At 40.4% G+C, this 24,709-nt stretch carries 26 protein-coding genes and 1 pseudogene; 23 read left to right on the top strand and 4 right to left on the bottom strand.

Features of this window, described 5'->3' with window-relative positions:
- The first annotated feature begins 1 nt into the window (after position 1).
- The 3 genes from PAENI_RS16450 (at position 2) to PAENI_RS16440 (ending at position 2,650) form a co-directional block, all read left to right on the top strand.
- Positions 2–859, top strand: coding sequence for a GNAT family N-acetyltransferase (locus PAENI_RS16450; RefSeq protein WP_149646028.1), 858 nt, complete (start codon positions 2–4; stop codon positions 857–859).
- 92 nt (positions 860–951) lie between these two features.
- Positions 952–1,752, top strand: coding sequence for an aminoglycoside 6-adenylyltransferase (locus PAENI_RS16445; RefSeq protein ID WP_149646027.1), 801 nt, complete (start codon positions 952–954; stop codon positions 1,750–1,752).
- Positions 1,753–1,837: 85 nt separating this feature from the next.
- A complete protein-coding gene (locus PAENI_RS16440; RefSeq protein ID WP_149646026.1) occupies positions 1,838–2,650 on the top strand; it encodes a nucleotidyltransferase domain-containing protein in 813 nt (270 codons plus the stop codon).
- 187 nt (positions 2,651–2,837) lie between these two features.
- Here the strand turns inward: PAENI_RS16440 and PAENI_RS16435 are convergent, their stop codons facing one another.
- Entirely contained in the window at positions 2,838–3,854 is a 1,017-nt protein-coding gene (locus PAENI_RS16435) for an aminoglycoside phosphotransferase family protein (protein ID WP_149646025.1), read from the bottom strand.
- The gene (gene rsgA / locus PAENI_RS16430; protein WP_149646024.1) at positions 3,851–4,915 is read right to left on the bottom strand and encodes a ribosome small subunit-dependent GTPase A; all 1,065 of its coding nucleotides are present in this window, start codon (positions 4,913–4,915) and stop codon (positions 3,851–3,853) included. The genes PAENI_RS16435 and rsgA overlap by 4 nt, the downstream gene beginning before the upstream one ends.
- Before the next feature lie 708 nt (positions 4,916–5,623).
- Here rsgA and PAENI_RS16425 point away from each other — a divergent pair.
- From PAENI_RS16425 to PAENI_RS16395, 7 genes are all read left to right on the top strand, one after another.
- Positions 5,624–6,616, top strand: coding sequence for a phosphotransferase enzyme family protein (locus PAENI_RS16425; protein WP_188114599.1), 993 nt, complete (start codon positions 5,624–5,626; stop codon positions 6,614–6,616).
- Positions 6,617–6,742: 126 nt separating this feature from the next.
- On the top strand, positions 6,743–7,225 hold the full coding sequence (locus PAENI_RS16420; RefSeq protein WP_188114598.1) for an NUDIX hydrolase: 483 nt from the start codon (positions 6,743–6,745) through the stop codon (positions 7,223–7,225).
- A gap of 242 nt (positions 7,226–7,467) precedes the next feature.
- Positions 7,468–7,917 carry a hypothetical protein gene (locus PAENI_RS16415; protein ID WP_188114597.1) on the top strand — a complete coding sequence of 150 codons (450 nt, stop codon included), beginning with the start codon at positions 7,468–7,470 and terminating at the stop codon, positions 7,915–7,917.
- Between the two features lie 265 nt (positions 7,918–8,182).
- The gene (locus PAENI_RS16410) at positions 8,183–9,061 is read left to right on the top strand and encodes a PhzF family phenazine biosynthesis protein (protein WP_149646021.1); all 879 of its coding nucleotides are present in this window, start codon (positions 8,183–8,185) and stop codon (positions 9,059–9,061) included.
- 739 nt (positions 9,062–9,800) lie between these two features.
- A complete protein-coding gene (locus PAENI_RS16405; protein ID WP_149646020.1) occupies positions 9,801–10,253 on the top strand; it encodes a hypothetical protein in 453 nt (150 codons plus the stop codon).
- Between the two features lie 246 nt (positions 10,254–10,499).
- The gene (locus PAENI_RS16400; RefSeq protein WP_149646019.1) at positions 10,500–10,958 is read left to right on the top strand and encodes an NUDIX domain-containing protein; all 459 of its coding nucleotides are present in this window, start codon (positions 10,500–10,502) and stop codon (positions 10,956–10,958) included.
- Positions 10,959–11,108: 150 nt separating this feature from the next.
- Positions 11,109–11,984, top strand: a complete 876-nt coding sequence (locus PAENI_RS16395; RefSeq protein WP_149646018.1) for an aldose 1-epimerase family protein — start codon at positions 11,109–11,111, stop codon at positions 11,982–11,984.
- Between the two features lie 208 nt (positions 11,985–12,192).
- On the opposite strand, the pseudogene PAENI_RS16390 reads toward PAENI_RS16395, so the two are convergent.
- Positions 12,193–12,573 (bottom strand): annotated as a pseudogene (locus PAENI_RS16390) (transposase); the annotation flags it as partial.
- Between the two features lie 283 nt (positions 12,574–12,856).
- On the opposite strand from PAENI_RS16390, the gene PAENI_RS16385 reads away from it, so the two are divergent.
- The 3 genes from PAENI_RS16385 (at position 12,857) to PAENI_RS16375 (ending at position 15,076) form a co-directional block, all read left to right on the top strand.
- Entirely contained in the window at positions 12,857–13,624 is a 768-nt protein-coding gene (locus tag PAENI_RS16385; RefSeq protein ID WP_149646017.1) for a nucleotidyltransferase domain-containing protein, read from the top strand.
- A gap of 880 nt (positions 13,625–14,504) precedes the next feature.
- Entirely contained in the window at positions 14,505–14,753 is a 249-nt protein-coding gene (locus PAENI_RS16380; protein WP_076287095.1) for a hypothetical protein, read from the top strand.
- Between the two features lie 68 nt (positions 14,754–14,821).
- Positions 14,822–15,076 carry a cold-shock protein gene (locus tag PAENI_RS16375; protein ID WP_262495631.1) on the top strand — a complete coding sequence of 85 codons (255 nt, stop codon included), beginning with the start codon at positions 14,822–14,824 and terminating at the stop codon, positions 15,074–15,076.
- Between the two features lie 156 nt (positions 15,077–15,232).
- On the opposite strand, the gene PAENI_RS16370 is transcribed toward PAENI_RS16375, so the two are convergent.
- Positions 15,233–16,045: a class I SAM-dependent methyltransferase gene (locus tag PAENI_RS16370; protein WP_149646016.1), complete on the bottom strand. Its 813-nt coding sequence runs from the start codon at positions 16,043–16,045 to the stop codon at positions 15,233–15,235.
- A gap of 311 nt (positions 16,046–16,356) precedes the next feature.
- On the opposite strand from PAENI_RS16370, the gene PAENI_RS16365 reads away from it, so the two are divergent.
- From PAENI_RS16365 to fabZ, 10 genes are all read left to right on the top strand, one after another.
- Positions 16,357–16,704 (top strand): VOC family protein, encoded by a 348-nt coding sequence (locus tag PAENI_RS16365; protein WP_149646015.1) that lies wholly within the window; start codon positions 16,357–16,359, stop codon positions 16,702–16,704.
- A gap of 57 nt (positions 16,705–16,761) precedes the next feature.
- On the top strand, positions 16,762–17,328 hold the full coding sequence (locus PAENI_RS16360) for a MarR family winged helix-turn-helix transcriptional regulator (RefSeq protein WP_042189233.1): 567 nt from the start codon (positions 16,762–16,764) through the stop codon (positions 17,326–17,328).
- A 108-nt stretch (positions 17,329–17,436) separates the two neighbouring features.
- The gene (locus PAENI_RS16355) at positions 17,437–17,940 is read left to right on the top strand and encodes a hypothetical protein (RefSeq protein WP_149646014.1); all 504 of its coding nucleotides are present in this window, start codon (positions 17,437–17,439) and stop codon (positions 17,938–17,940) included.
- Between the two features lie 3 nt (positions 17,941–17,943).
- Positions 17,944–18,810, top strand: a complete 867-nt coding sequence (locus PAENI_RS16350; protein WP_149646013.1) for an SDR family oxidoreductase — start codon at positions 17,944–17,946, stop codon at positions 18,808–18,810.
- Between the two features lie 593 nt (positions 18,811–19,403).
- Positions 19,404–20,144, top strand: a complete 741-nt coding sequence (locus tag PAENI_RS16345; RefSeq protein ID WP_149646172.1) for a class I SAM-dependent DNA methyltransferase — start codon at positions 19,404–19,406, stop codon at positions 20,142–20,144.
- 172 nt (positions 20,145–20,316) lie between these two features.
- Positions 20,317–20,934 carry a hypothetical protein gene (locus tag PAENI_RS16340; protein ID WP_149646012.1) on the top strand — a complete coding sequence of 206 codons (618 nt, stop codon included), beginning with the start codon at positions 20,317–20,319 and terminating at the stop codon, positions 20,932–20,934.
- 207 nt (positions 20,935–21,141) lie between these two features.
- The gene (locus PAENI_RS16335; protein ID WP_188114596.1) at positions 21,142–22,041 is read left to right on the top strand and encodes a GNAT family N-acetyltransferase; all 900 of its coding nucleotides are present in this window, start codon (positions 21,142–21,144) and stop codon (positions 22,039–22,041) included.
- A gap of 77 nt (positions 22,042–22,118) precedes the next feature.
- Positions 22,119–22,601 carry a hypothetical protein gene (locus PAENI_RS16330; protein ID WP_149646010.1) on the top strand — a complete coding sequence of 161 codons (483 nt, stop codon included), beginning with the start codon at positions 22,119–22,121 and terminating at the stop codon, positions 22,599–22,601.
- A 310-nt stretch (positions 22,602–22,911) separates the two neighbouring features.
- Complete coding sequence (locus PAENI_RS16325) at positions 22,912–23,850, top strand: CHAP domain-containing protein (protein ID WP_262495630.1); 939 nt, start codon at positions 22,912–22,914, stop codon at positions 23,848–23,850.
- A gap of 123 nt (positions 23,851–23,973) precedes the next feature.
- Positions 23,974–24,402, top strand: a complete 429-nt coding sequence (gene fabZ, locus PAENI_RS16320; protein ID WP_149646008.1) for a 3-hydroxyacyl-ACP dehydratase FabZ — start codon at positions 23,974–23,976, stop codon at positions 24,400–24,402.
- The last annotated feature ends 307 nt before the right edge of the window (positions 24,403–24,709 follow it).

Here is a 24,709-nt window from a genome sequence, read left to right as displayed (position 1 = left end):
GATGAAATTTGAAGGGAGAGAAGAATTGATAGAATTATCTAAAGAAAACTACGCTCACGTTCTGCCACTGTTGAAAAATCTAGCATATGAACCTGTGTTTGCATATTCCGTAATTGAGCGAAATCAATCTGGAAAAGTGTTCGTTGATCACAACGAAAATCCTACCTGCAGTCTTATTATCAATTCATATGGACAGTATCTTTTGGTTAAGAGGGGCGACAATGAATGCTTTATGAGCGATGTAGTTGAATTTTTGCGAAATGATCAAAATCATTCAAAATACTACGATCTTTATGCTTCAACACCGGAACTACTGTTTCAAATTAGCGAAAGTTTAGCGGGAAAGACTGTATTATTGCACCGTTCTTCTTTTACATTCGAGCTATCCAAATTCCAACATCTAAAAAAAACTAACGCATTGCCAGAACAATTTGTTATGAAACGGATGGATAAAGCGCTATTCGATAAATACAAAAATGAAATGGACGCTTCTTATGATTCGCTATGGAGTTCGGCACAACAATTTGCGGATCGAGGATTTGGTTTCTGTCTTATGGTGAATGATGATTTTGCAAGTGTTTGTAATTCTTATTTTGTAGGTGGAGGGTATGCAGATATCGATATCGTAACCGTGGATGAATACCAGAATCATGGGCTAGCAACACTCACGGGTGTAGCATTTATCGAACATTGTCTGAACCATAATCTGGTGCCGAATTATAATTGTGACGCTGGCAATGAACGATCGATACAGCTAGCGAAAAAGTTAGGGTTTGCAAAAAAATATGATTTTCCAATGTTATGGTGGCATCAGGATCAGAGTATAATTAGTGATTATTTGAAAAGATTCAATTATTAAAAAAGAGAGTTTAAAACGAAAACTTTCCAAAATGACAGGAGTAAACCGGTGATAAAACTATTATTAGATGAAAATACATGGGAGGTTTAGCTATGACGATTAACCGTGAGACCATTCTAAACGCAATTGTATCAGACCTTGGAATTGAAGATTATATTTTAGCTATCTGGCTAGAGGGTTCAGATGGTACTAAAACTTTGGACGAGTATTCTGATATCGATTTGGTGTGCTATACGAAAGAAGGTTGCATAGATGCTGCATTCACCCGGTTGGATGCCTGTATGCATCGATTAGGAAAAGTAGATATTGCCTATGAAGAAACTGGTCGACCCATAAATAACCGCTACAAGTCTTACCACCTACAGGAGTCATCAGATAGTCTCTTAGTTGACGTGACGATCCAAAGTGAGAGTGTCCCTGTTTTATTCATTAACGAAGACAAAACTGTCGTACCAGTTATATTGATAGATAAGACAGGTATCGTGAAGTATCAAAACGTTGATCACACGACTCACCATTCACAACTTCAATCACAATTGATACGTGCTCAGGGTATTTACAGTCAAAGGAACCGAGCTGTCAAATATACAAAACGTGGGCTTTTTTTAGAGTCGTTGATTTACTATCATAAGTATGTTGTGAATCCACTTGTAGATGTACTTCGGATACTCTATACACCATTCCAAGCTGACAGCTTCTTGGTTCATGCTTCTCGGGATTTTCCTGTCGAAGTGGTACTAACCTTGGAAAAGCTATATGGTGTAAAAACCGTAGAAGATATAGTAGATCGCATCGAATTGACAGACAAGTTGTTTCGTAATGCCGTAGCAGAGGCTCATGTCATGCTATTACAATCTAAAGAAAGCGAGAGTTTAGCGGATACCAACCCATAAGCATTACTGGGTTATTGCGAGTAGACGCAGATACATAACTACGGGAACGCTACTGAAAATAGAAATACAAAATGGAGCGATTGAATTGTTTATCCAATCATTTGTAGACGAAACACTTGAGCAATCTTTGTCCATATTTGTGGAAGATATCCGAGCCATACTTAATAGAAAGTTACGAAGCATTTACCTTTACGGTTCGGCCATACACAATGATTTATCCCCGGGATACGGGGATTTAGATTTTCTCGTCGTAATTGGAGAGGACCTAAGCCAAAATGAAATCGAACTTTTAAACAAACAAAGGTCCAATTATAGATCATCCCTTCTTAGAAGATCCGTCGATAGACAAATCCCCAACCTCTATACCGATATGCTTGAGGGTGCCTTTCTTACGATTAATATGCTGAATGGTGAAAAGGGCAGTGGCTTATGGTGGGGAACAAAGGGCGAATCCGTCTGGACGGAAAATCAATTAGACCTGTTCACCCTGTACACGATCAAGGAGCAGAGTATCTTGTTGTATGGTGAGTCCCATCTAGACAATATTCCATCGTACTCGAAGGAAGAGTTTATTAGTTTTTTTAAGGAATATGCCAAGTGCATGCGGAAGTTTGGCAAGGGGAATAGTCTACATTCCGTCGACTGGCTCCTATTAGCTTCTAAATTTATTGCTTGGTGGCAGGAAGGTGTCATCTTGTCTAAAAGCCAGGCAGCAGACTGGGGGCTTTTACATCTTAGTAGCGGATGGAAAGAGAATTTGAAGAGATGCAAGGAGCTAAGGAAGGATCCATCCATGGTAACACGTTTAGAGTATTCCGAATGGTTGAGTAATTTGGAGCCAGCCATTATTGAAGCATCACATGATCTGGACAGAGTTCTCGAAACAACAATTCATTAAACTAGAATCTTTTTTGTCCTATTAAAAGACTGTTAATAATAACTTTTTCGCTAACAGAACACGATAGTTAATTGGAGTAGTGACAGTCTAGGACTTTATTTCCATTGTCGATTCACCGAATGAGAGTAATGAAAGAAACTCCGAAAACCCACTATATTCAAGGGGTTTCGGAGTTCTTTTTTTAGAGTCAACCCTGCGCAGGGCTGCTCTTCATTTCATGGATTTTTTGGAGCGTATGAAGACACTTTGTTTTCTCGTCATCGCTCTCTGTGTGAAGATACCACTCTACAAGCCTGTACCCGAATATGAGAAGGATCATTTCGATGACGCAATTATCGGCGATAGGGGATGCATCTGCATACTCCGAAAAACCTTTGTAATACGCAGGGACACATCGTTGGTAGTATTCGACCATGTGATCGATATCCGCTTCATCCGCAATCAAGCTTGCAAGATCCTCACCCATGTAGCCCCATCCGCATGTATCCCAGTCGATGAGCGCGATTTTCCCGTCGGCATAGATCAGATTGGTCACCCAGAAGTCCCGGTGGCATAGCACTAGGGGCAATTGCTCGATGCGGGCGAGTATCTCATCTGCGTGCTCATCGATGTCGATGAGCAATTGCCGCATGTGTTGCGGGAATTCACAGTCCTCCGAGCGTATATAATTGTAGACGACTGGCCACGACCGGTAATGCAGATACGTATTCTTCATGAGATCCGCATGGCTCAGGTTTGTCAGGCTCTGCAGCACAGCGGGCTTCTCCGCATACAGCTTGCCTTGATAGCGTCCTAACTCCAGCGCCGCCTGTTCATACATGTCACCGGTTAAGTCTAAACCGGTTACGCCATCGATATATTCCAGCCACAGCTGGAATTCATTTTCTTCGGCATTCATCTCCGCATGGTAACATGTTGGCCAGCGGAAGGTATCCGAGAACGTCGTTCCCAAGTCAGACATATAGAGATCATATTCCCGGCGCCAGGAATCTGGATCGTTGTAACGTTCCCATTTCTTTTGAATTTTCAGCACGATACGGTACGGCATTTTTTCATCATCCGCGGTTTCGGCGATCCCGTTTACCAGGTGCACATTTCCCACAGTTCCGCCCTGTAACGGCATGGTTTGGCAGTCAGCCGAGATAATATCCTTCTTGAACTTTCGGCTTAAGGCATAGATCAGCGTTTCAAATTTAATATTCATTTCTTCCATCCTCCGTTTTTCTTCGTTTGCTTGCTTGACATAGCTATCGTTTTGTTTCGAGCCCTCTTATCGATGAGGTAGCTTGTTTTATCTTGGACATACTTGTGCTCATGCTGCTGGGCAACATAATGCTCCCACCGTTCACGCGGCAACGAACCGTCGGCAAGCGCGGCACAGCCCGGCTCGCCCTGATGGCGGCAATCTGCAAACCGGCATTGCGGGAACCATTCCTCCACATCGGTAAAGCTTGCACGTATGCCTTCGCCGGCATCAAAAAGCCCAAGCTCACGCATTCCCGGCGTATCGATGACCATCGTACCGGAGGGGAGCATGAACAGCTGACGGTGCGTTGTCGTATGCCGCCCCCGGCTATCAACCTCTCGGATCGCCTGAACCCTCATTACGTCCTGTTCTATCAATGCATTGAGCAGAGATGATTTACCGACGCCGGACATGCCGAGAAAGACGACTGTTTTACCAGGCATCAAGTAGGGGGCGAGTTCGTTCAGCCCCAGGCCGGTATGACTGCAGACCACATGAACTGGCACATCAGGGATGCTTTGTGTAACTTCTGCGAGCGGGAGACTATAATCTTCAACGAGATCAGCCTTGGTCAGAATGACGACTGGCTGACTTCCGCTCTGTCTGACTTGTGTCAGGTACCGCATGAGGCGGGTAACGTTGAAATCCCAATTCAAAGAAGAAAGAATAAACACATAGTCAAAGTTGGTTGCAACGACCTGTTCCCGCACGGTTTTGGCGTAGCCTACGGCATGCCCTGAGTAATCTGCGCGTGAGAACTTGGAACGGCGGGGCAGTACCGTAACGATGAGCGAATCTCCGCTCTCGTTGTATTGCAGCAAGACGAAATCTCCGACGCATGGAAAATCTACGCGTGTTTCCACGCTGTGATAGAATGCTCCTTTGAGCACCGCCGTTACTTCGCCGCGCTCGGTCATGACCGTGAAGCGCTCGCGCCGAAGCTCTGTCACCCTGCCGGGCAATAATCCGTCGGGAATTGCTTCTATTTCTATATAGCCATAGGTTTTCAGATTTATCATAGTTTTTTTGTTAGCTCCTTTAATGTTGTTTTTGGACGCAAAAATGCCACGGACAAGCAGCCTCTAAAGAAGCTGCTGTCACGCGGCATCAGGACGCAAAAAAGACACGACCTTCATCGTATCTTGCAAACAGCAATATTCACGAAAGGTTACTTAGGATGGCATACCAAATAATAGGGGCATTTCCCCGCTTTTTTCGCGTATGCCTACTATTCAGTTTTAAGACCAAACCACCATATAAGTAGTTGCCATTAAAACACATCTCCCTTCGTGTCAGGAACTTGCTTATCGCTAAGCTTTCTATAAAATAACCTATTTTGGAAAAAAAATCAATGCCTGACAGCGCAGATTGTCGGCCTGCTCCATCGAGTCTGCCATTGATAAAGAACTCGCGAGCATTAAAAGTCAGCGTGAGCGCTTCCTCAAGTTGTTTGAAGGAAACGGCGATGGTATATCAAAGATCAGCGAAATTGCAGAAATCGACAAGATACTCATTGAATACTAACAATTCATCATTCAACTAACGGTAGGTTAAGTGGGAGTTATTTACAAATAGAATCTGTTAGTGTATTTTCTTTTTATGCATATATGGAAAGAGGAGGAAAAAATGAAATATACTATTGGGAAAAATCTTAGAGTAAAGAAGTGTTAATAGAGCATTTACTAGAAGGGAGATAACACATTGAATTAAAAATAATGAGGTGTAATATGAATCCAACAATTGAAGCTTTTTTTACGGATAAGATTGTAGTTGAAGCAGCAAAAAGGTATGGGTTCATGCCTGAAGAGTTGATTTTATTGGGGAAGAATCAAAACTTCACCTATGGAAGTAAAAACGAAGCATGTAATCTCATCATTCGGATTATACATGAATCGCACAGGACGCTGGAGCTTATACATGGTGAACTAGAATGGATACAATATCTTGCGAAAAACGGTGTTCCAGTATCCTATCCAGTGAAATCAAGTAACGGTGAGCTAATTGAAAAGATGAATGGTTTTTTTGTTGTAGCATTCCATAAAGGTCTTGGTGCCTCATGGAGTGATAAAATATCTCAAAATGAAGAGTTTAATAAATTGGGAGAAATTGCAGGGAGAATGCACGCACTAGCTAAAAAATATGTTCCTAGTACAGCCGAGATAACACGATACGACTGGCAAAAAAATAGTTATCTTCAAGAGTTCATAACTTATATTCCCTCTTCCCAGAACCTTGTAATTGCTCATTTTGAATCCTTGATGCAGAGGGTCCACAAATTATCACGTGGTAGTGAAAATTTTGGACTTATTCATGGTGATTTTTGTTTTGGTAACTACACAGTTCAACCAAATGGAAGCATCACTGTATTTGACTTTGATGAATGTCAATACGGATGGTTCACGCAAGATATTTCTGTTAACTTATTCTATGGTATTGCAGTGCCTAGTCCTGATGAAGATGTTCCAACTTTTGTGAAAAGGTATCTAACTTCGTTCTTGGAAGGTTACGAAAAGGAAAATACGATTGATATAAGATTGTTAAGAGACTTACCACTATTTATGGATTTGAGACAAGCTATCCTTTATTCAGCTCTCTATCGAAACGGAAATATTGAAGCACTCGATGGTTGGTCTAGAGAGTTCTTGAAGCGTGCCCGATATAATATGGAAAACAATATTTCACTGATTGAACCCGATGATATCTTGAATTTTATAACTTAAAAGAGCAATAACATGAATAAACGGCAGCCAAGTTGATGGGCTGCTGTTTCTCAACTAACGGGCAGGATAACGCAATGCTTATATGGAATATATTTGAAAAATAAGATACTATGAGGAGTGAAAAATTTGCGATATAGAGCTTGTTCACTTTGCATTATTAAAAGAAGAGAATCAATATTACTTGAACAATTCCCGGAAGAAGATGGTATCATTACATTTCGCCCAGTTGGTGGCACGATTGAGTATGGGGAAGATAGCAAATCAGCTGTAATACGAGAAGTAAAAGAGGAAATTAATATTGATATTATTGAACCAAAATTGATAGGGATTATCGAGCACATCTTCCCTTGGTACGGAGAAATTGGACATGAATATGATTTTATTTATGAAGCGAGCTTTAGTCGAATGGATAACTATAACAAGAATGAATTTGAAGGGATTGAGGGGGACAAAAAGTTTATAGCTGTTTGGAAGAACTTAGATGATTTTGAAGAAAACCTTCAGTATAAACTTGTTCCTGACGGTCTTTATGAGATGCTTACAAGTGGGCAAATTTCTGATATTAAACATATTAACACAAAAGATTTATTGGCTTTTAAAGGGTCTTGATTTAACCTAGCGGGACACGTTAGTGGAATAGCGGTTGCTTCGGCAGCCGTTTTTTATTTGTTCAACTAACGGGCAGATTAGCTGAGTAACAGAAATGTTGATATTGGATTAGATACCAATAAATTAAAATTTAAAAAATGTCTAACGTCTATACTGTCATAGCGTAATAAAAAGGGGTTTCTAAGTGTATTGAACCTGTGTGGTTCGGTAGGATATTTATATTTTTTGAGAGAGGTGTTAACTTGAAGAAAACATTCATAATCATTTTAATAATTGCAGTAGTTGCTCTTGTTTTACTAGTCGTAACCACTCCATTTATTAACAATTATATTGCATATTCCATAAAAAAAGATCTAGTAAAAGTATCTTTGCCAGACAAAACTGAATTGATAGATGATTTATCATCAGCTGGAAAATTAATTGGGAATGGAAATGGAATGCAATTTTTTGGCGCTATTTTAATCAAATCGGAACTAACTTTAGAAGAATTAAATCATTTTTATTCAAAGTATCGCGAGAATGAGTGGAGTTACATCGTTGAAAAGCAAGTGAGTAATAACATTGATTTTCTTAATGGTAACTTGAAATTCAAAGCATTGAAAGCAGATGAAAAACTAATTAACAATTATATTGTTTATACTTGGGGCAGTAGTAACTATCCATTAAGTGATCTTGACATCCGTGGGCATTAACACTCTGCACAAGCAAGATTACGTGCTAGAATATTATAAGCAGTGAGGGTACTTTATGAAATTAATTCGCCGCGCCATTAAGTAGAACCGTACCATAGATGACAGATCATCATTACGCTAACGGGCAGATTAACGCAACAATTCATTCAATCGCTCCTGTCGTCTTTACCTAGTAATAAATTGATAAAAGGAAGATCTTGAATGCGAGTGGGACGTGCGGTTGCACACATCGGTTTTTCGAAGATAAAGAGAGGAAGAGCGGAACATGAATGTGGAAGTGTATACGTTAAATGCGTTTGCGAAAGGGGAGCGTGGCGGTAATCCAGCAGGCGTTGTCTTGGAGGATGGCCTTTCTCTGGATGCTGCCGAAATGCAGCTCATAGCGAAGGAATTGGGCCTTTCGGAGACGGCCTTTATGGAAAAATCCCTGCTTGCGGATTACAAAATCCGCTATTTCACCCCCGCCAGCGAAGTTGATCTGTGCGGACACGCCACGATTGCTGCATTTGGACTAATGCATTCGCTGGGTTTGTCAAAGGAAGGGACCTCCTATTCGATAGAAACCAAGGCAGGGATTCTGGATGTCGATATTAGCTCCGAGGGTCTTGTTTATTTGTCACAGGCTTTACCTCAATTTCTTGAAAAGATATCCTGTGAGGAAATCGCCCCATCTTTGGGGATGGATGCCGAGGGTCTGGAAACCGGGTTGCCGATCCAGATTGTTTCGACGGGCCTGCGGGACATTATGATCCCGATCCGCAGCAGGAAGCTCTTGAATGAGGTTCAGCCAAATTTTGATGCCATAACCGCCATCAGCGAAAAATATAATGTGGTTGGATATCATCTGTTCACGATGGATACTCCAGACGATGCTGCTGCGGAATGCCGGAATTTTGCGCCGCTGTACGATATTCCCGAGGAGAGCGCGACAGGAACATCCAACGGTGCCCTGCTCAGCTATTTGTACCAACATGGCCAACGATCTTTGCGGGAAGTAGAGAATGTCATGTTCAGGCAAGGGTATTCTATGGATTGTCCTTCTGAAATCAAGGCAGGATTGCGCCTGAGCGAGAGCGGTGAAATCAATCAGGTTCGGGTCGGCGGTGCAGTGGCTGGCATTGAACGAAGACATATCATGATATAAGCGGAATCAAAAAGCCTGTTTGCAGCCACCGTACCATAGGGGGCAAATAGGCTTATTTTGCTACTGCGAGGCTAGATAGCAGAGGATGCTTGCGTAAGCAGACGGATTGAGTTCTTCATCCAACCTGTCGTTTTCCTTGATTTTGATCATTTTGCGTTCCTCGAGGCCATCGAACAAGCCCCTCCCGCAATGCTAGGCCGTTTGCGTTGAAGATCGTGAACGACACGTAGTTTCATTGAACTAACGGGACACGATAGCTCAATAACGACACAAAGGTAGCCGGTCAATGGATCGGCTGCCTTTGTTCAACTAACGAGCAGGATAGTTCCAATTATGGTAATATGAGGTTGGTCCTTGGAAAGAGTTAACTGTTCCCGGTTATTAGTCATTGCTCACATAAATTTCGTTTAAAGGAGATGGAATATGGGTTCTTCTACAATGTTATTGATGTTTTTGCCAATGCTCCTTTTTATTGTTTACGGACTTTTCATTTTGCTTGGATTATATACACTGTATTTAATCATAAAGTTATTAATCAGAGCGATAGCAGTGCTCGATATATATTTAGATGAAAAGAGAAATAGACGTCTTTAGATCTATCAAACTATAGATCTAACGGAGAACGATAACGTAAAGAGCAGACTGCTAATGCAATCTGCTTTTTATATTGAAGTAACGGGCAGAATAGTTCCAATATGAGGTATTCCAAGGTAAAGGATTTGAACAGGGGGCAATGTTGATGGAAATAAAGCATCCAGTTAAGAGTCCATCAAGGATTGGAACCATTATAGGCATGATAGCGCTTATAACGAGTCAATCTATTCTTGTATTAAGATTATGGGATCATAGGGGTTTATTCTACGCTTCGTTAACAGCGGTTCTTATGTGTTTAGTTGTACTGTTACTCGCATTGTACAGAACATTTTTTAAGAAACCAACTGAGTTATGCCTATGCAATGAGCAAATCATATTAAATGGGGAAATAATTAATTCAAGGGATATTAAAGTGATAATGACTAGGGGGTACTTTAAACCTGTTATTGGGATATTACCTTACAGGAGGAAGATCGTCCCATTGGATATGGCATTTAGGTATTCAAAGGATGAGGATAGAGGTATCTCGGATTTAAAGAGTTGGGCAAAAATGAACAATGTGGAGATGGTTAATAAATCATTTCAAACGTGGATATAAGTGTATTCAAAAGCATTATTCGGTGCGGTGATTATCTTATTCAGGGGATGAGCTTAACCAGGATGACATGCTTATTCGTTACGCTAACGGGACACGATAGCACAATAACAACTGCTGACGGCTTTATCTGAAGCCTATTAAAGTAACGGGCAGAATAATTCAACAATTCAATTCTTGAAAGGACTTTACCTTAAAAGCCTAGAATAATCAACTTATGTATTTCTACCAAGTAAGGAGCTACTATAAATGCAGATTGTTGTAACTGGCGGAGCAATTATAAGAGATAGTAAAGGAAGAATTTTATTGCAGCAAAGATCCGATTACGGAGACTGGGGATTACCAGGCGGAGGCATGAATCCAGGTGAGACTATCCAAGAGACAATGATCCGGGAAGTTATTGAGGAAACAGGATTAACTGTTACGGATTGTGAATTTTACGCTGTATATAGCGGTCCAAGGATGGAATACTCCTATCCTGATGGCAACAAGGTTGTTTTTGTTATGTTTCTTTTCAATGCCTGGACTGATTATAATCAGTATTTATCTGAGGATGGGGATGCGATAAGATATCAGGACGATCTATGCGAATCGTTGAAATTACAGTTTTGGGATATTAACGATATCTCACTGGATCAAATAAACAAAGTTCAACGACCAGTCTTTGAAGATATGCTAAACGGGAATACAAATATACTTAGATCTTAATACACCAGTTCGCTGAACTAACGGGACACGATAGCTCAATAAGCACGAAGAAACGGCAGCTGATGAATTGGCTGTCTTTTTCTCAACTCTCTCAAGAACTTTGATATAATATGGGTATCTGGACTATAAGTATGAAAGGGGAGTACAACAATGAATAAAATTTTGCGCAGCAGCTCGGCGGAAGCTGAGATTAATACTCTTGGGGCGGAACTGATCAGCTTCAGAAAGCTGGATCCGGAAGCTGAATACATCTGGAGGGGTGACGCCACGTATTGGACAGGCCGTTCTCCGGTGCTGTTTCCCATTATTGGTGCGGCCCGGAACGGAGAGATTAAGGTGGACTGCAAAGCCTATAAGATCGGCAATCACGGATTCGCCAGACGCAGCGAATTTACGCTGGTCCAAGAAAGCGACACCCACGCGGTTTACCGCCTCTCTTATGATGAGAAAACCCTGGCCAGTTATCCTTTTAAATTCAACCTATATATTACATATAAACTGAATGCAAGCACACTGGAACTTAGTTACCGGGTGGAAAATAGCGATGAACAGGATATCTTCTTCCAGCTCGGAACCCACCCGGCGTTCAATTGTCCGCTTGATGACAACGGTAGCCTGAACGATTACTATCTGGAGTTCGCTGAATCGGAAAACCTTGAAAGGTTGTTCTTGAATTCGGACGGCCTGCTGATCAGCGGCAAATCGGAGCCCGTTTTGAAACAAGAGACCATCCTGCCTTTATCCCATGAAATGTTCGCCGAAGGCGCATTGATTTTCCGAAATGTGAGCTCTCGGCAGATTTCGCTTATAAGCAAGCACTCCTCCAAAAGCGTAGTTGTCAGCTATAAGGGTTTTCCCGACCTCGGCATCTGGCAGCCTTTGAACGCTCCCTTCATATGCATCGAGCCTTGGCAAGGAGTAGCGGATATGGACGTCTTCGAAGGGGAACTTCAAGCTAAAGAGGGAATAATCACCCTGGAGCCGGGGGCGAATTTCACAAGCTCCCTGACCATAGAAATCAACTGACGATCCGAAGGGATCTGTAGGGTTCTCAACTGGTTAAGCTCGGCTCCATACCATTGCAAAAAGCATCAATCTATTGGAGAGGGCACTGAAGAACTTACGTTTTTCTTAAGGAGTATGTATAAACTTCAAAAAAGAAGACATTCAACCCCATTTTTAGGAAGAATGTCTTCTTTTTTAGCTCTATTTTATTCAATTTATCCCTATCTTTTCAATCTGTTAACTTCAATATCCGCTTTAAGTTCACGGCGAATATCGTCATCGCACCTTGTAATTCCATACCAATCAGACCCGAGGATGTAGCTACATCATACCCGTGCCCATGTTTAAGTTCGCTATTCTTCGCTTCAATTTTGTAGCGTTCCTTAGATTTTTCTTTAAAGTACTCTGTTTCCTGGAACGCAATCTGTTCTGAATGTTCTTCAGATTTAATCGTTACAGAGTAGGTTTTGCTCTTCGATCCTTCTTTATAACAACCCTCTTTAAACGGACAACGCTTGCACTGTTCCACGTTAAAATAATAGGTGTCTGCTTGGTTTTTGTCGATGCCTTTCTTGCCCTGTCGAGCCTTCCGAATAGCCATATGACCGGCTAGTTTCATCAGTTTCGCTCGTTAAAATCAAGGCCGTCGAAGTGAAGTGGTGTTTTATTACTCCTTTATATCGAAGTAAGGAGCATTCAAGATAATTAGGGAGCAGACTGCCACGGGTGGCCTGTTCTCTTTTTTATTGAAGTAGGCGTCAAATCGTGGATGCCGTTGAGCTAACGGGCAGGATAGTTGAATGATTTCGCGAATAACTTAAGTCATGACGAATTTACGAAGTTCGCAAAAAAGACGTTAGCCGAAAGAAGTTCTTAGTTTAGGAGGAGTCTATATGATATTAGAAAAAGTTATAAATAGAATTGTAATACAAAGTGAATATAAGGATTTTGTTGATAAGTATATAGAAAATATACTTACCGAATTTAAAGGTAAGATTCATAGCATTTATATGTGTGGCTCGATTCCAAAAGGAACTGCTAAACCTTTTAAGTCAGATGCAGACTTTACTATTGTATGTGTAAATCCCAAAGATATTGATTACGAAAGATTGTCAAATATTAAAGACAGGCTTTTGGAAGAATATCCAGTAGTAACTAAGATTGATACGATAATTTGCTCGATTGACGATGTATTAAGTAAACCAAATGAGTGGGGTTTTTGGGTAAAGATAATTTGTGTTTGCATATATGGTCATGACGTTGGTGAAAAAGTACCACCGATAATTATTTCTCCAGAGTTCATTTTAGACTTAAATACAGAGACCAAGGAGGAAGTAGATCGTATACATAGTTTACTTTCTAATGCTAATGATAACACAATGAAAACTAGATACATTAAAGGTTACTCTAAGAGATTAATTCGTGCATTGTACTCTTTGGTTTTAGAAGATACAGGTGTATGGCAAGATGACATTATTAAGATGAAGAATGCCATATTAAACTATTGTGAGATTGACTCCGCTTTAGTTGATTATCTGTATGCTTGTTACTTGGATAGTAATGTACTTGTTGAAGAGTTTCTGGGAATTGCAGATGAAGTATATAGCTATTTTGAGAACGCCTTAAATGCAATGGCTGCTTCCAGAGCTTCCTTCGGCTAACACCATATTGACGCTCCGGGTCACTCTGAGAAGCGAGTGACCACATCCAGCCCCCTAAGCCCGTCGGGACGTCACTGGATTAGGTGTTCGGCAAGCCTCACAACTATAAGCAGCGACTCTAATTAAAACATAAGACTATTGAACTAACGGAGAACTTTAGTTGAATGATACACATTAATGAGCAGGCGCTACGGTAGCCTGCTTTTTTCATTGAAGTAACGGGCAGGATAACTTGGACAAGTCACGGAGATTTGAATATGAAGATTGTTAAGGGATGTGTTATTAAAATGAGTCTACAATTGGTGCCATTAAATATTCCGTCAGATTGGACTGTTGTATAGAATCATTTTTACGAAATTAATCCCGATGCCTTTCATGACGACTTATTTCCTTATGTATGGGAGCTACATGAGGATATATTCTTTTTTAGAAATGAAAAGACAGGTTTGATTTTGGATTTAGGATGGTATCCAGCTATGCGTTCAGAGGGTGCGTATACATTGAATTTAGTGAAAATAGGTGATGAAGAAACTAGACCCGGATATTGGGCTAACCCTATTTTGAAATATTGTTCCCGCAAAATTAACGACATAACAAATATAATCCATGAAGTTCTCAATAAAGAGCAATATGATTCGTCCGAAGCAAAGTAAATCATTAAGCTAACGGAGAACGACAGTAGAATAGCGGCTGCTTCGGCAGCCGTTTTTTATTGTTCAATTAGCCGGCAGAATACTTACAATTTGTGGCGCTATAGCGTCACATTATTAGCATTAGGTTATGTAATGATATTCTGATACTCAGAAAATTGGAACAATGTGGTAAAGTGGGATGGTGGGAGAAGTACTCAATAAAAAATAGAGGAGGAGACAAATATTTCATGGGCAACGACTTTTACAGAAAACTAGGTGCATCCTTTTTAATTTCCGCTGGAGTAATCTATGCAATCGAACGAGTAGGCTCTTTGATAGCGCGCAGCCATGAAATTGCAGCGTTGTACGAAGCAAACATGTTCAATGCCCTACCTGAAACTCATATTACAAGCTTCTTCGATAATATCTTTGTGCCAATCCTTGCGTTCCTCGGTATGATACTTTTCGTATATGGGTTTCCGAAAAAAATCAAATAAGATAACTCATTCAACACGATGTGAGCACATTATGAATTGTACCATAAAGTTACAGAGGAGGTGCTTAGGTGGCGAAAAGAAGATGGGGTATTGTCCAATGGTACAAAGAAGATAAAGGTTACGGACGGTTAATGCTAGACGGGCAGGAAGGTAACCATGTTTTTGTACACTTCAGCGAAATACTACCAGACCCTATTAGGTTACCGAACGGCTTTCGGTTCCTTAAAGAGGGTCAAAAAGTTGAATTCGACCTATTCGAGTTTCCGAATATAATTGATTCTCAGCGCAGGACAGCTAAGAATGTGCAAATATTAGAGGAATGAAGGAATCGGACGTACTTGATGAATGTATGGACTTTCGGGAATCATAATTAAGCTAACAGGAGACGATAGTTCGATATAAACACGATAAGGCAGTCAATCAGTCAACATGATCGGCTGCCTTTATTCAATTAACGGGCATTTATCTTCAACTACTAATTATAGTTTTCTTGCTTTGATTACGAAAGTTACAGGAAGCATCTTTGCTTTTTTTGCAAAATCGTCGTTATCGTCCCGCAATTGAATAATTTCATCATCAGATTGCTCAATCATTTCTTCAATAACAAATCCCGCTTTTGAGAGCGCATTCACATAGGTTGATAGTTTACGGTCAGCTAATGTTAGCGTACTTTCGTCAAGGGTTACCGAATACCAAGATTCATCGAAGTAACATTTTTTAAAAACAGTCATATCATTTTCTGCAACAACACATTTGTGTATAGGGTGAGACCAACTAAAAATAAATACGCCGTCTTTTTTTAGGTAAGAAGCAATCCTGCTAAAAGTACCCTCAAGATCGGTTGTCCAGCCTATAGCATAAATCGAATAAACAAAGTCAAAATAATCCTCAGGTAGGCCACATTTTTCTTCCATGGGAGAACAGATTAATTTTGCTGAAAGTCCGTGATCTGACAAATATTCTCTTGTTTTTTCGATTTGTTTTTCTGATATATCCATACCCCATAGTTCAGATGCTTTACGTTCCCCGAGATATTGCAATGATTGACCGCTTCCACAGCCTATCTCCAACATCTTTTTTCCTGAAATATCGCCAAAAAGCTGGCATTTTTCTTCTGAGACGAATGCTCCATATAAAGGAAGTGCGGTTGCTCCTAAAATATCATTTCCTTTTGTATCCCAAAATAAGCTGTTAGTTTCATGAATAACATTCTTGTCCATATCGACCGAGATAGCGCTACCAACCTCGCCAGCACCTATAATATTTGTTCTATAAACAGAATTCTTGTCCATGCCAGTACCATCCCCCAATATAAAAATATTAGTTTAAATGTATATCCTGACTTGCGCGCTATTGATTCCAAAATAATGTACCATTTTTCTATGAATACATCTATCTAAAATCTTCCATACAGCGTCCATTGGATCTAGTAGACTCATTGCGCTAACGGGACACGATAGTGGAATAGCGGTTGCTACGGCAGAAGTTTTTTATTTGTTCAATTAATGGGCAAGATAGTTGAAAAAGGAACTTAAATTTAAATCTCGAATATCTTTTGAGAACGGATAGCTAAAAAATTGATGACAGACAGGAGATAAATACGATGATAAAAGGTTTCGGAGGAATCTTTTGGAGAACTAAGAATCTTGAAGTTATAAAAAAATGGTACAGTGAGGCCTTGAAGATTGAAATAGATCATTGGAATGGGACTGTGATAAAGCCCCAATCAGGAAATGAGACTATCTTTTCTTTCTTTACCGAGGATGACAGTTATTTTCCAACAGAACAACAAGTGATGTTAAATTTCCAAGTACATAATCTAGACGAGACTATTAAGCATCTTGAGCATATTGGTATACCACTTGCAAAGAAAAAAGAAATTAGTGAATTTGGAAAGTTTGTTTGGATTGAAGATCCTGAAGGTCGACTGATCGAGCTTTGGGAGAAATAAAGAGTTGTGTAATAAAAATGAGTTGACACAAAAGTAGTTAGGGACCATACTACATATATGAACAACAATAATAAAAAAATAAATGACATTGAGGCTATTCCCTCGCTTGTACAATCCAAGCGTCAGATTGATCGCTATAACCTAGACATAGACGCACAGGCTATACTCGTCGCGTCTAGGCTAATGGCAGCGGGAGCCATGCTTGGACACGCCTCAGAGATTCATTTCTCTAGATTCGGTTTATCAACAGGGCGTTATCGTTTATTGGCAGATCTTGAAGATAACGAAGGAGAAGAGTTGCCTTCGCAATTAGCGGAGCATCTAGGCGTTACACGTGCTACAGTGACTGGTCTTATCGACATTCTTGAACGAGATGGGCTAGTATCTCGGCGATCAAGCTCAGACGATGGCCGTCAGAAATCAGTCGTTTTAACGGAAGAAGGAGCGAAGAAGCTCCGTGAAATGGCTCCTGAGCATTTCGCTCGGTTGGAAGCAATGGTGGGCTTGCTCAACATCGAAGAACGCAGCGTATTTCTCGACTTGTTAGGTCGAGTTACACAAGGCATCTCAGCACTTACGGGCGAATTAGGCTCGAAACCAAAGGGAAACATCAGTAATGAGTAGAATGGGCTAGTGAAGCTAGCCTATTTTTACTCATATATAGTTAGGCACCTAATTATATCTAGCTGAACGCAATCATTGAACTACTTCAAAGAAGAAAGGAGCAAGTAAATGAACCAGATGAAATACTCGAATCAGACAGATGATGTTTACGGCATCAAGGCTGCTGGTCCCAAGAAAAAGACTTTTGTACTATGGCGTGAAGTTGTAATGGCCTATATTGCTCCTGCCATTATGGCAGGTATCGGGGGATTGGTTACTGCAGATAGGGGGCTTCAAATAGCGGCATTAACCACAATTGGCGGCGCATCGGCCTTGATGGCCTTGATGATTGGCCTTTTGTTGCGCAGCCGAGTGGGCCATTTGCGATGGGTCATCGGTGCACCTCACTTGGTTGTAGTAGGGGTATTCGCAATGGCCGGGTCCACATTTGGACTATACGCTGCATGGGTGACATCTGTTTTTGTAGAATTTATGATTCCGATTAATTACTTGGCCTGGGTCGATCGTGTATGGATCGATTTCCCGTTGTCTGGATTCATAGCAAGCACGATAGTGACATGGCGGTGGCGACTTGCCGTCACAACTAATTTTTCATCTAAAAGGAGAAGATAAAAAATGATAGTTATTATGGGAGCAACAGGTACGATAGGTAGTGCGCTTTTGGAACGTTTAGTTGATCTTGGCGTTCCTGTCAGGGCGCTAAGCAGAGAGCCAGAGAAGTTGCGTGATCAGATCGGAGAAAAAGGCCGATCAATTATCGAGGTCGCTTTTGTGGATGCTTCTGACCCCACATCGGTGCGCCGCGCGTTTACAGATGCTAGCCAGCTCTTCCTTGCCATGTCCAACAGTCCAAGACAAATCGAATTGGAAACCTCTATCATTCAGATTGCCGCCGAATCTGGAATCAAACACATCGTAAAAATATCCAGTCCAGCCTTTGAGCATAGCTCTCCAGTGGCAGTAGCGGGCTGGCATCAAGAAATTGAGGAAACGCTGAGAGAATCGGGTCTCACCCACACCGTATTGCGCCCCTATGCGTTCATGCAAAATTTAATACGCTTTGCACCAACGATTACAACCCAAAATGTTTTCTTCGGCTCCATGGGCGTTTCACCGTGTAACTTTATAGACTGTCGCGATATTGCAGACGTTGCCGCAGAAGTTCTGACCAACCACAAGGTATCAGGCCATATATATACGCTTACTGGTTCGGAGATTTTCAGTTATCCCCAGATCGCGAGTCGACTATCTGCCCTGCTTAATCGGCCGATAAGTTACATCAACTTGGAACCCCAAGTACTACTCCGTAATCTTATCGAGCACGGGAATCTGCCTCATTGGCTCGCGAACCACGTTGTAGAAATTCAAACCATGTCTAGGATGGTGCCAGAAAGTCCAAATAACACTGTAAAGGGCTTGCTTGGCAGAGAGCCACGCACGCTAGACGCCTTTCTACATGAGTGTGTAGAAAATTTCCGGTAGAGGCGGAGCCCACCTATTCTGATATTTGTATCGTTAGCAGCGTTTTACTCCGATTTTAGTTAAGTCATTGAGCTTACGGAGAACGTTAGTGGAGGAGCTTCCTATATGGTAGCTCTTCTTTTTCATTTAAGCTAACAGCAGGTTAACGGAATGGGACCGCAGTCGAAATAATTTTGCGTCATCTGGTCCGGTTATTGTTCCGACACGGTGTCTGCGAACCAGTTTCGGCTTGAAGATGGGAACGAGATTTCGTTTACACGGTCACCTGTAACGAATAAAGAAAGATGCTATGCCGAATACGAAAAAAAGACGACCATTTTGTTGGTCGGCCTCTAATTATTCTATTGCGGTCAGGATAAAGTAGTGATTATCGACTTAAAAAGTAGTTATGTAAGGTTTGATAAAAATTGATTATAACTATGAATTACCAAACGGTTTATCGAATAAATAGTAAAATAATACTGTTAAGTACGAGGGTTATCGAGAGGGCTTTTATTTTGATTATCCTTTCTGAGTCTATATAAGTACATGTTTTTCCTAATGAAAATTATTTTTTCTCCAATGTAACATTGAAAGGAAAGAGGGGGATGGCGTTGATTGAACATAGCAATCTTGAAGAATATCTGGATCCGGTAAATTATGATCTTGAATTTGACGGTGAAATTGACAAATATCAGTTCTATCTTGAACTTGCAAGATCGAGTCCTGGCGAAGTGTTAGAACTTGCTTGTGGTACAGGCTTAACAACGATACCCCTGTCAAAAGCCGGTATAACGATGACCGGCGTAGATATCTCTTCGGCGATGCTCGCATATGCGCGGCTGAAGGCGGAAGGGTTGACTGTTACTTTTATGGAAGGCGATGCCCGTACCTTCGAATCGGACAAGCGATTTTCGATGATCTATTTGACTGGCAATGCATTTCAGGCATTCTTAAGTGATCAAGATCAAAACGATTTGCTTACTACCATTCACAAACATTTACAACCCCATGGAATCTTTGCATTTGAGACCCGTAATCCGGAGGGAACGGATTTATCCGATCAAGAGGAGACAGAATGGGGATCATTTATTGATAAGGATGGGAAAAACGTCAAGGTATCAGGTACACAATGTTACGATGCTAGCCAGCATATTATGCATTGGGTCACGATGCGTGATTGGGGGAATAAACGAACGACTTCCCGAATTGCTTGTCGGTTCACAGATCAGGCGACGCTGCAATCTTTATTAATCCGTCACGGCTTTCGCGTCGAACATCAATATGCTGACTGGGATAAAACGCCGTTCTCACCGTCATCTTCATCTATTATTAGCGTTTGTAGGAAATGTTAGGAGAGACGTAATGCATTGCAATAGGAAAAATCCCCTCAGGTCGAGGGGATTTTTGGTGATCCTAAGCAGATTTCCCTTAAAGTCCGCCTTTATTCAACTAGACGGCAAGATAGCGTAATAGCCTGTCTGAAAATATGGTACAATTTGTAATACTAAAGAGAGGTGAAAGAATTTGAGGAATATTGTTGAGGACTCACAGTTTCTCAGTGAAAGAGCTGAGATGATGTGCTATTTTCAAGATGAATTTTACATTTCTGAGAAAACTGAAATTATTCATTCACCTTCAGGAAAGTTCAAACTTGAAATCCATCACTATAACCATGTTGAAGGTTTTAACAGACATAATTACACAAAAGGGATTGTTACGGATAGTGAGCATAAAATCATCGACATAATATATAGAAATTATGACCCATTCTTATTCAGTTGGTTGGGGGTAAATGGCACAGAATATCTGTTGTGTGGGTTAGATTATCAGGGGTATTCAATTGTTAATTTATCAAATAAAGAAACCAATCATTATGTTCCCGAAGAGGCTTATAAAGGGCATGGATTTTGCTGGGGGGAAATAATATATTTCCAACAAAAAAAACTAATAGTGATTGATGGATGCTATTGGGCATGCCCCTATGAACTTGTTTTTTATGATTTTTCTAATCCTATGAATGTACCATATAATGAGTTATTCCGTGTGGATGTTGATAGCGTATTAAATTGGGATAGTTGGAAAGATTCCTGTAGGGTTATATATCTTGATAAGGAAAACAACGAGACAGAATTTGTATTTTAGAAACTAAGCTAACGGAGAACGATAGTGGAATAGCGGTTGCTTCGGCAGCCGTTTTATTTGTTCAACTAATCGGGTTGTATAGAGAAACCTATTTTTGTAAATTATGGTCTAATTATTATAGAGTACGTATTAGTTCCAGTCCTAAGGATTAAGGAGGATTTATGAAAATTGCAGCAAAACTAAACTTATGATCAAAGGTGAATGCAGATGGAACAACTGAAAATTCAACCCTATAAACCCGAAAGGGACGAAGCTTCAATCACAGCCATGTTGTGTGAAAATGAACAATTTAATGTGTTTAAACAGAGTAACAAAATGCTCTCAGACGGTATATTTGTTGCTCGTTACAACGACTTAACGGTAGGTTTTCTCTCTTTTGATGGTTTTAAGAGAAGAGCGTTGACGACGATATTTGTTAACGAAGAATATAGAAGAATGGGTATCGGTGCCACACTTATGGAAAAGGCGGATAAAATACTTTCTCAAAACGTAACAGTAGAACGATCGATAGGTTTCTGTATAGATGGCGACCGTTGTTCTCAGCAGTTTTTATATAAGCATGGTTATTACATAAGTTATTCATCCTTTATCATGGAGCGTGAAGGTGCACTTCTTCCTAAAACTAATATTACTGTAAGGCAATACGAAGATGATGATTATGTAATATGCCATAACATTTGTGAAATAGCTTTTTACGAAATGCATGAACGCGTGGGTATTCTTCCGTCTTACTATTATCCTCCTAACGAAACGGAGCGGATGAGATTCGCCGAAGATAGAAGCAATAGATTCGTGATGCTTATTGATAGTGAAATAGCAGCAGTCGGAATTATTGACGGGGTTGAACTGAGTCATGTGTCCGTTCGTCCAGATCTTCAATCACGAGGATACGGAAGAGCTTTTATTTCATTTCTTGTAAATGAAATTGTGCGAAGAGGTGGGAAAAAAGTGACACTCGGGGTTGTGAAAGGAAATCCTGCAATAAAATTGTATAAGAGTCTTGGTTTCAAAGCAAAGTCATTAAACCATTGGGTAACAAAATATTATAAACCGGACACTCGATTGAGCAGACCACCTAGCGAGATATATCCTCAAATGACTCGTTGAGCTAACGGTAATGTTAGTGGAATAAGCATAGAATATTATTAGAAGTGTTCGATATTTCAGGAGAGATTGGAGAAAGTATGAAGAAGATAGACTGGATTAAAGTAATTCTAATAGTATCGCTATTCGGTAATGTTGTCTTATTTATGAATCAGAAAAAGGATAGCAGAATTCAAGAATTGAAATATGAATTATTGAATGCTAACATTCACCGAGATCTAGCTCAACTTGAAGCAACTATACAGTATCAACAAGATCATAATTGGAATAATGAAACTCTTGTTACACAGAAACTAGATGATGCTATCGATTCAATTATCTTACACAGTGGAATGGAAAGAGATAAGGATAAGGAAGATATCCTTATGAAAATGTACGATTACATGAATGAGTTCAAGGTTGGTGACGAGATTTTAGATGTAAACCTAAATGATAAGCAACGCGCCGATTACATCTATTTAGGTGAGAAGCTTCGATCTAACGGGTGGACGTTTAATGTAGGATATGATACAAGCTGGGAGACCTTTGCATCTAAAGTAAAGGAGTTGGTAACGGAGTCATAGATGCCACAAGTCTGTACTGGATTGCACGGATACGGATTAACTAGTACAGCAAGACTCACATGGATCTATACAAACATTTTAAAAGAACTTACTTGAACTAATGGGGGACGTTAGTTTTATGAGTACAGAGAGGCTATGGACATAAGCCTGTGTTAGTTCGGGGATTGGGGAATTAATTATGATATGTGAGAAGAAATCTAAGCGTCTTGAAATTGTTCGATCCCTTGTTTATGAAATGCAGAGCAGCTTCAAGAATCAGAAAGCTTGGGCTCATCTTTCAGGAGTGTCTACCTTCGCTTCGATGCTCGCTATGAGAAGAGGACAAGATTCGGAAATAGCTGCGATCGCGGGGGTGCTACACGATTTTTATTTCTATAAAACTGGAATAAATACCTTTCCTGGTCACAATAGCGCAGACGCGGTAAGACCTATAATACGTAGCACTCAAATCTTTACCGACGAAGAGATCTCAGTAATTCTTAGATCAATCTTTTATCAAGAAGATAGAAATCGAGTTCATGGACCAGATGAGGAAGTTATTAAAGACGCTATTTTATTGCAGAGGTACTTTCAAAATACAGGAAATCATTTGCTTAAGACGGATATACATAGACTACAAAATGTATTTATTGAATTAGGGATTCCGGAGGGAAATGTAGATACAGAATTAAACGTAGATGTGGAAGCATTAAATAGAGAAACTAAAGACAGACGACTTATGCTGGCTGATTTTGCGGAAAATCTCGCAGAGCAAAACATAATCGGGGTACCGGAAGATGAACGTTATCGGGAAATTTGCAAGTATTGGCCGGACTCAGATATCTATAAAGTACTAGAAGGTAACTGGTGTGCTGCATTTGTATACTACTGCTGTATGCAGGTTGGAATACTTCTTCCAATTCGATATCCTAACCGAATGTATCGTCTAGCTGGGGTTGGTGCGTGGTTGGATTGGGCTCAGCTGCACGAAACTAGATTTTTCTATGACGCTAAACAAGAAGAATTTATTCCGGCACGTGGTGATATTGTTATTTTCGATAAGCTTCTCTCCGATAATTCTCACGATCATATCGGAATTGTTTTAGCTTGTGAAGACAATGGAATTTTGATTGCTGAAGGTAATAAAGACAATAAAAACTACTCTAGTGTCTCATTCAGGGGTAGAGATCATTGTATACTCGGATATGTCCGAATAGATAACGGCTACCATTATCAATTCATTGGAGAGTATATACCCTTTGGTTATTGATTTCGAGCAGTTATTACGCTAACAGATAGGATAATTTAACAAGAGTTATGTTGAGTTTTTTTCGGGCCAATTTAACCCCCAAAGGCGATAAAATGGTAATAAACCGATTAGGGAGGCAAATCCATGTTTGATATTGAAAGAATTAAAGAGATTATTCCTCATCGGAATCCATTTCTCTTGGTCGATAGAATATTGGAGATTAATGAGGGGAAGAGAGCTGTTGGAATTAAAAATGTAACCATTAATGAACCTTATTTTCTCGGTCATTTCCCTGACTATCCCGTAATGCCTGGAGTCTTAATTGTAGAAGCACTGGCACAGGTCGGTGGAATCGCTATGTCTAACGTTGAAAGCAACAATCATAAAATAGGCTTACTGACTGGTATTGATAATTGTCGTTTCAAACGACAAGTAAAACCAGGAGACCAACTCCTTCTTGTATTTGATGTAATTCGAATCAAGGGACAAATCGTCAAGGGAAAGGGAATCGCCACGGTAAATAATGAATTGGTATGCGAATCTGAAATAATGTTTGCATTCAGTTCGATTTAGGTTTTAATGTAACGGGAAACGATAGTTGAACAATATACATTGATGAGCAGGTGCTTCGGTATCCTGCTCTTTTCATTAAGCTAACGGGCAGGCTAGCGTAAACAAAATGAACAAAAGTATTAACCATACGTAGTTAATTACATTTCGGGATTAGCGCAATGATTTTCGGCAGCTTCGTTTGGTTAACGGGGGTAGTTTAAGTAAATGTAAATATTTACTTGCGAACTAGCGTTCGGTATAATAAACTTGATTCCATTACAAAAAGGAGATGTTGGATATGTATAAACACATTAAAGATTTTGCCGCA

The sequence above is a fragment of the Paenibacillus sp. B2(2019) genome (assembly GCF_008370385.1).
GTDB lineage: Bacteria > Bacillota > Bacilli > Paenibacillales > Paenibacillaceae > Paenibacillus_AQ.
Note: the sequence above shows the minus strand (reverse complement) of the source record. Positions and strands in the feature narration are given on the sequence as shown.

Bases quoted from the DNA above. Each gene is read 5' to 3' on its own strand.
- PAENI_RS16450 (WP_149646028.1), top strand. From the start codon at position 2: ATGAAATTTGAAGGGAGAGAAGAATTGATAGAATTATCTAAAGAAAAC.
- PAENI_RS16445 (WP_149646027.1), top strand. From the start codon at position 952: ATGACGATTAACCGTGAGACCATTCTAAACGCAATTGTATCAGACCTT.
- PAENI_RS16435 (WP_149646025.1), bottom strand. From the start codon at position 3,854: ATGAATATTAAATTTGAAACGCTGATCTATGCCTTAAGCCGAAAGTTC.
- rsgA (WP_149646024.1), bottom strand. From the start codon at position 4,915: ATGATAAATCTGAAAACCTATGGCTATATAGAAATAGAAGCAATTCCC.
- PAENI_RS16425 (WP_188114599.1), top strand. From the start codon at position 5,624: ATGAATCCAACAATTGAAGCTTTTTTTACGGATAAGATTGTAGTTGAA.
- PAENI_RS16410 (WP_149646021.1), top strand. From the start codon at position 8,183: ATGAATGTGGAAGTGTATACGTTAAATGCGTTTGCGAAAGGGGAGCGT.
- PAENI_RS16405 (WP_149646020.1), top strand. From the start codon at position 9,801: ATGGAAATAAAGCATCCAGTTAAGAGTCCATCAAGGATTGGAACCATT.
- PAENI_RS16400 (WP_149646019.1), top strand. From the start codon at position 10,500: ATGCAGATTGTTGTAACTGGCGGAGCAATTATAAGAGATAGTAAAGGA.
- PAENI_RS16395 (WP_149646018.1), top strand. From the start codon at position 11,109: ATGAATAAAATTTTGCGCAGCAGCTCGGCGGAAGCTGAGATTAATACT.
- PAENI_RS16385 (WP_149646017.1), top strand. From the start codon at position 12,857: ATGATATTAGAAAAAGTTATAAATAGAATTGTAATACAAAGTGAATAT.
- PAENI_RS16380 (WP_076287095.1), top strand. From the start codon at position 14,505: ATGGGCAACGACTTTTACAGAAAACTAGGTGCATCCTTTTTAATTTCC.
- PAENI_RS16370 (WP_149646016.1), bottom strand. From the start codon at position 16,045: ATGGACAAGAATTCTGTTTATAGAACAAATATTATAGGTGCTGGCGAG.
- PAENI_RS16365 (WP_149646015.1), top strand. From the start codon at position 16,357: ATGATAAAAGGTTTCGGAGGAATCTTTTGGAGAACTAAGAATCTTGAA.
- PAENI_RS16360 (WP_042189233.1), top strand. From the start codon at position 16,762: ATGAACAACAATAATAAAAAAATAAATGACATTGAGGCTATTCCCTCG.
- PAENI_RS16355 (WP_149646014.1), top strand. From the start codon at position 17,437: ATGAACCAGATGAAATACTCGAATCAGACAGATGATGTTTACGGCATC.
- PAENI_RS16350 (WP_149646013.1), top strand. From the start codon at position 17,944: ATGATAGTTATTATGGGAGCAACAGGTACGATAGGTAGTGCGCTTTTG.
- PAENI_RS16335 (WP_188114596.1), top strand. From the start codon at position 21,142: ATGGAACAACTGAAAATTCAACCCTATAAACCCGAAAGGGACGAAGCT.
- PAENI_RS16330 (WP_149646010.1), top strand. From the start codon at position 22,119: ATGAAGAAGATAGACTGGATTAAAGTAATTCTAATAGTATCGCTATTC.
- PAENI_RS16325 (WP_262495630.1), top strand. From the start codon at position 22,912: ATGAGAAGAGGACAAGATTCGGAAATAGCTGCGATCGCGGGGGTGCTA.
- fabZ (WP_149646008.1), top strand. From the start codon at position 23,974: ATGTTTGATATTGAAAGAATTAAAGAGATTATTCCTCATCGGAATCCA.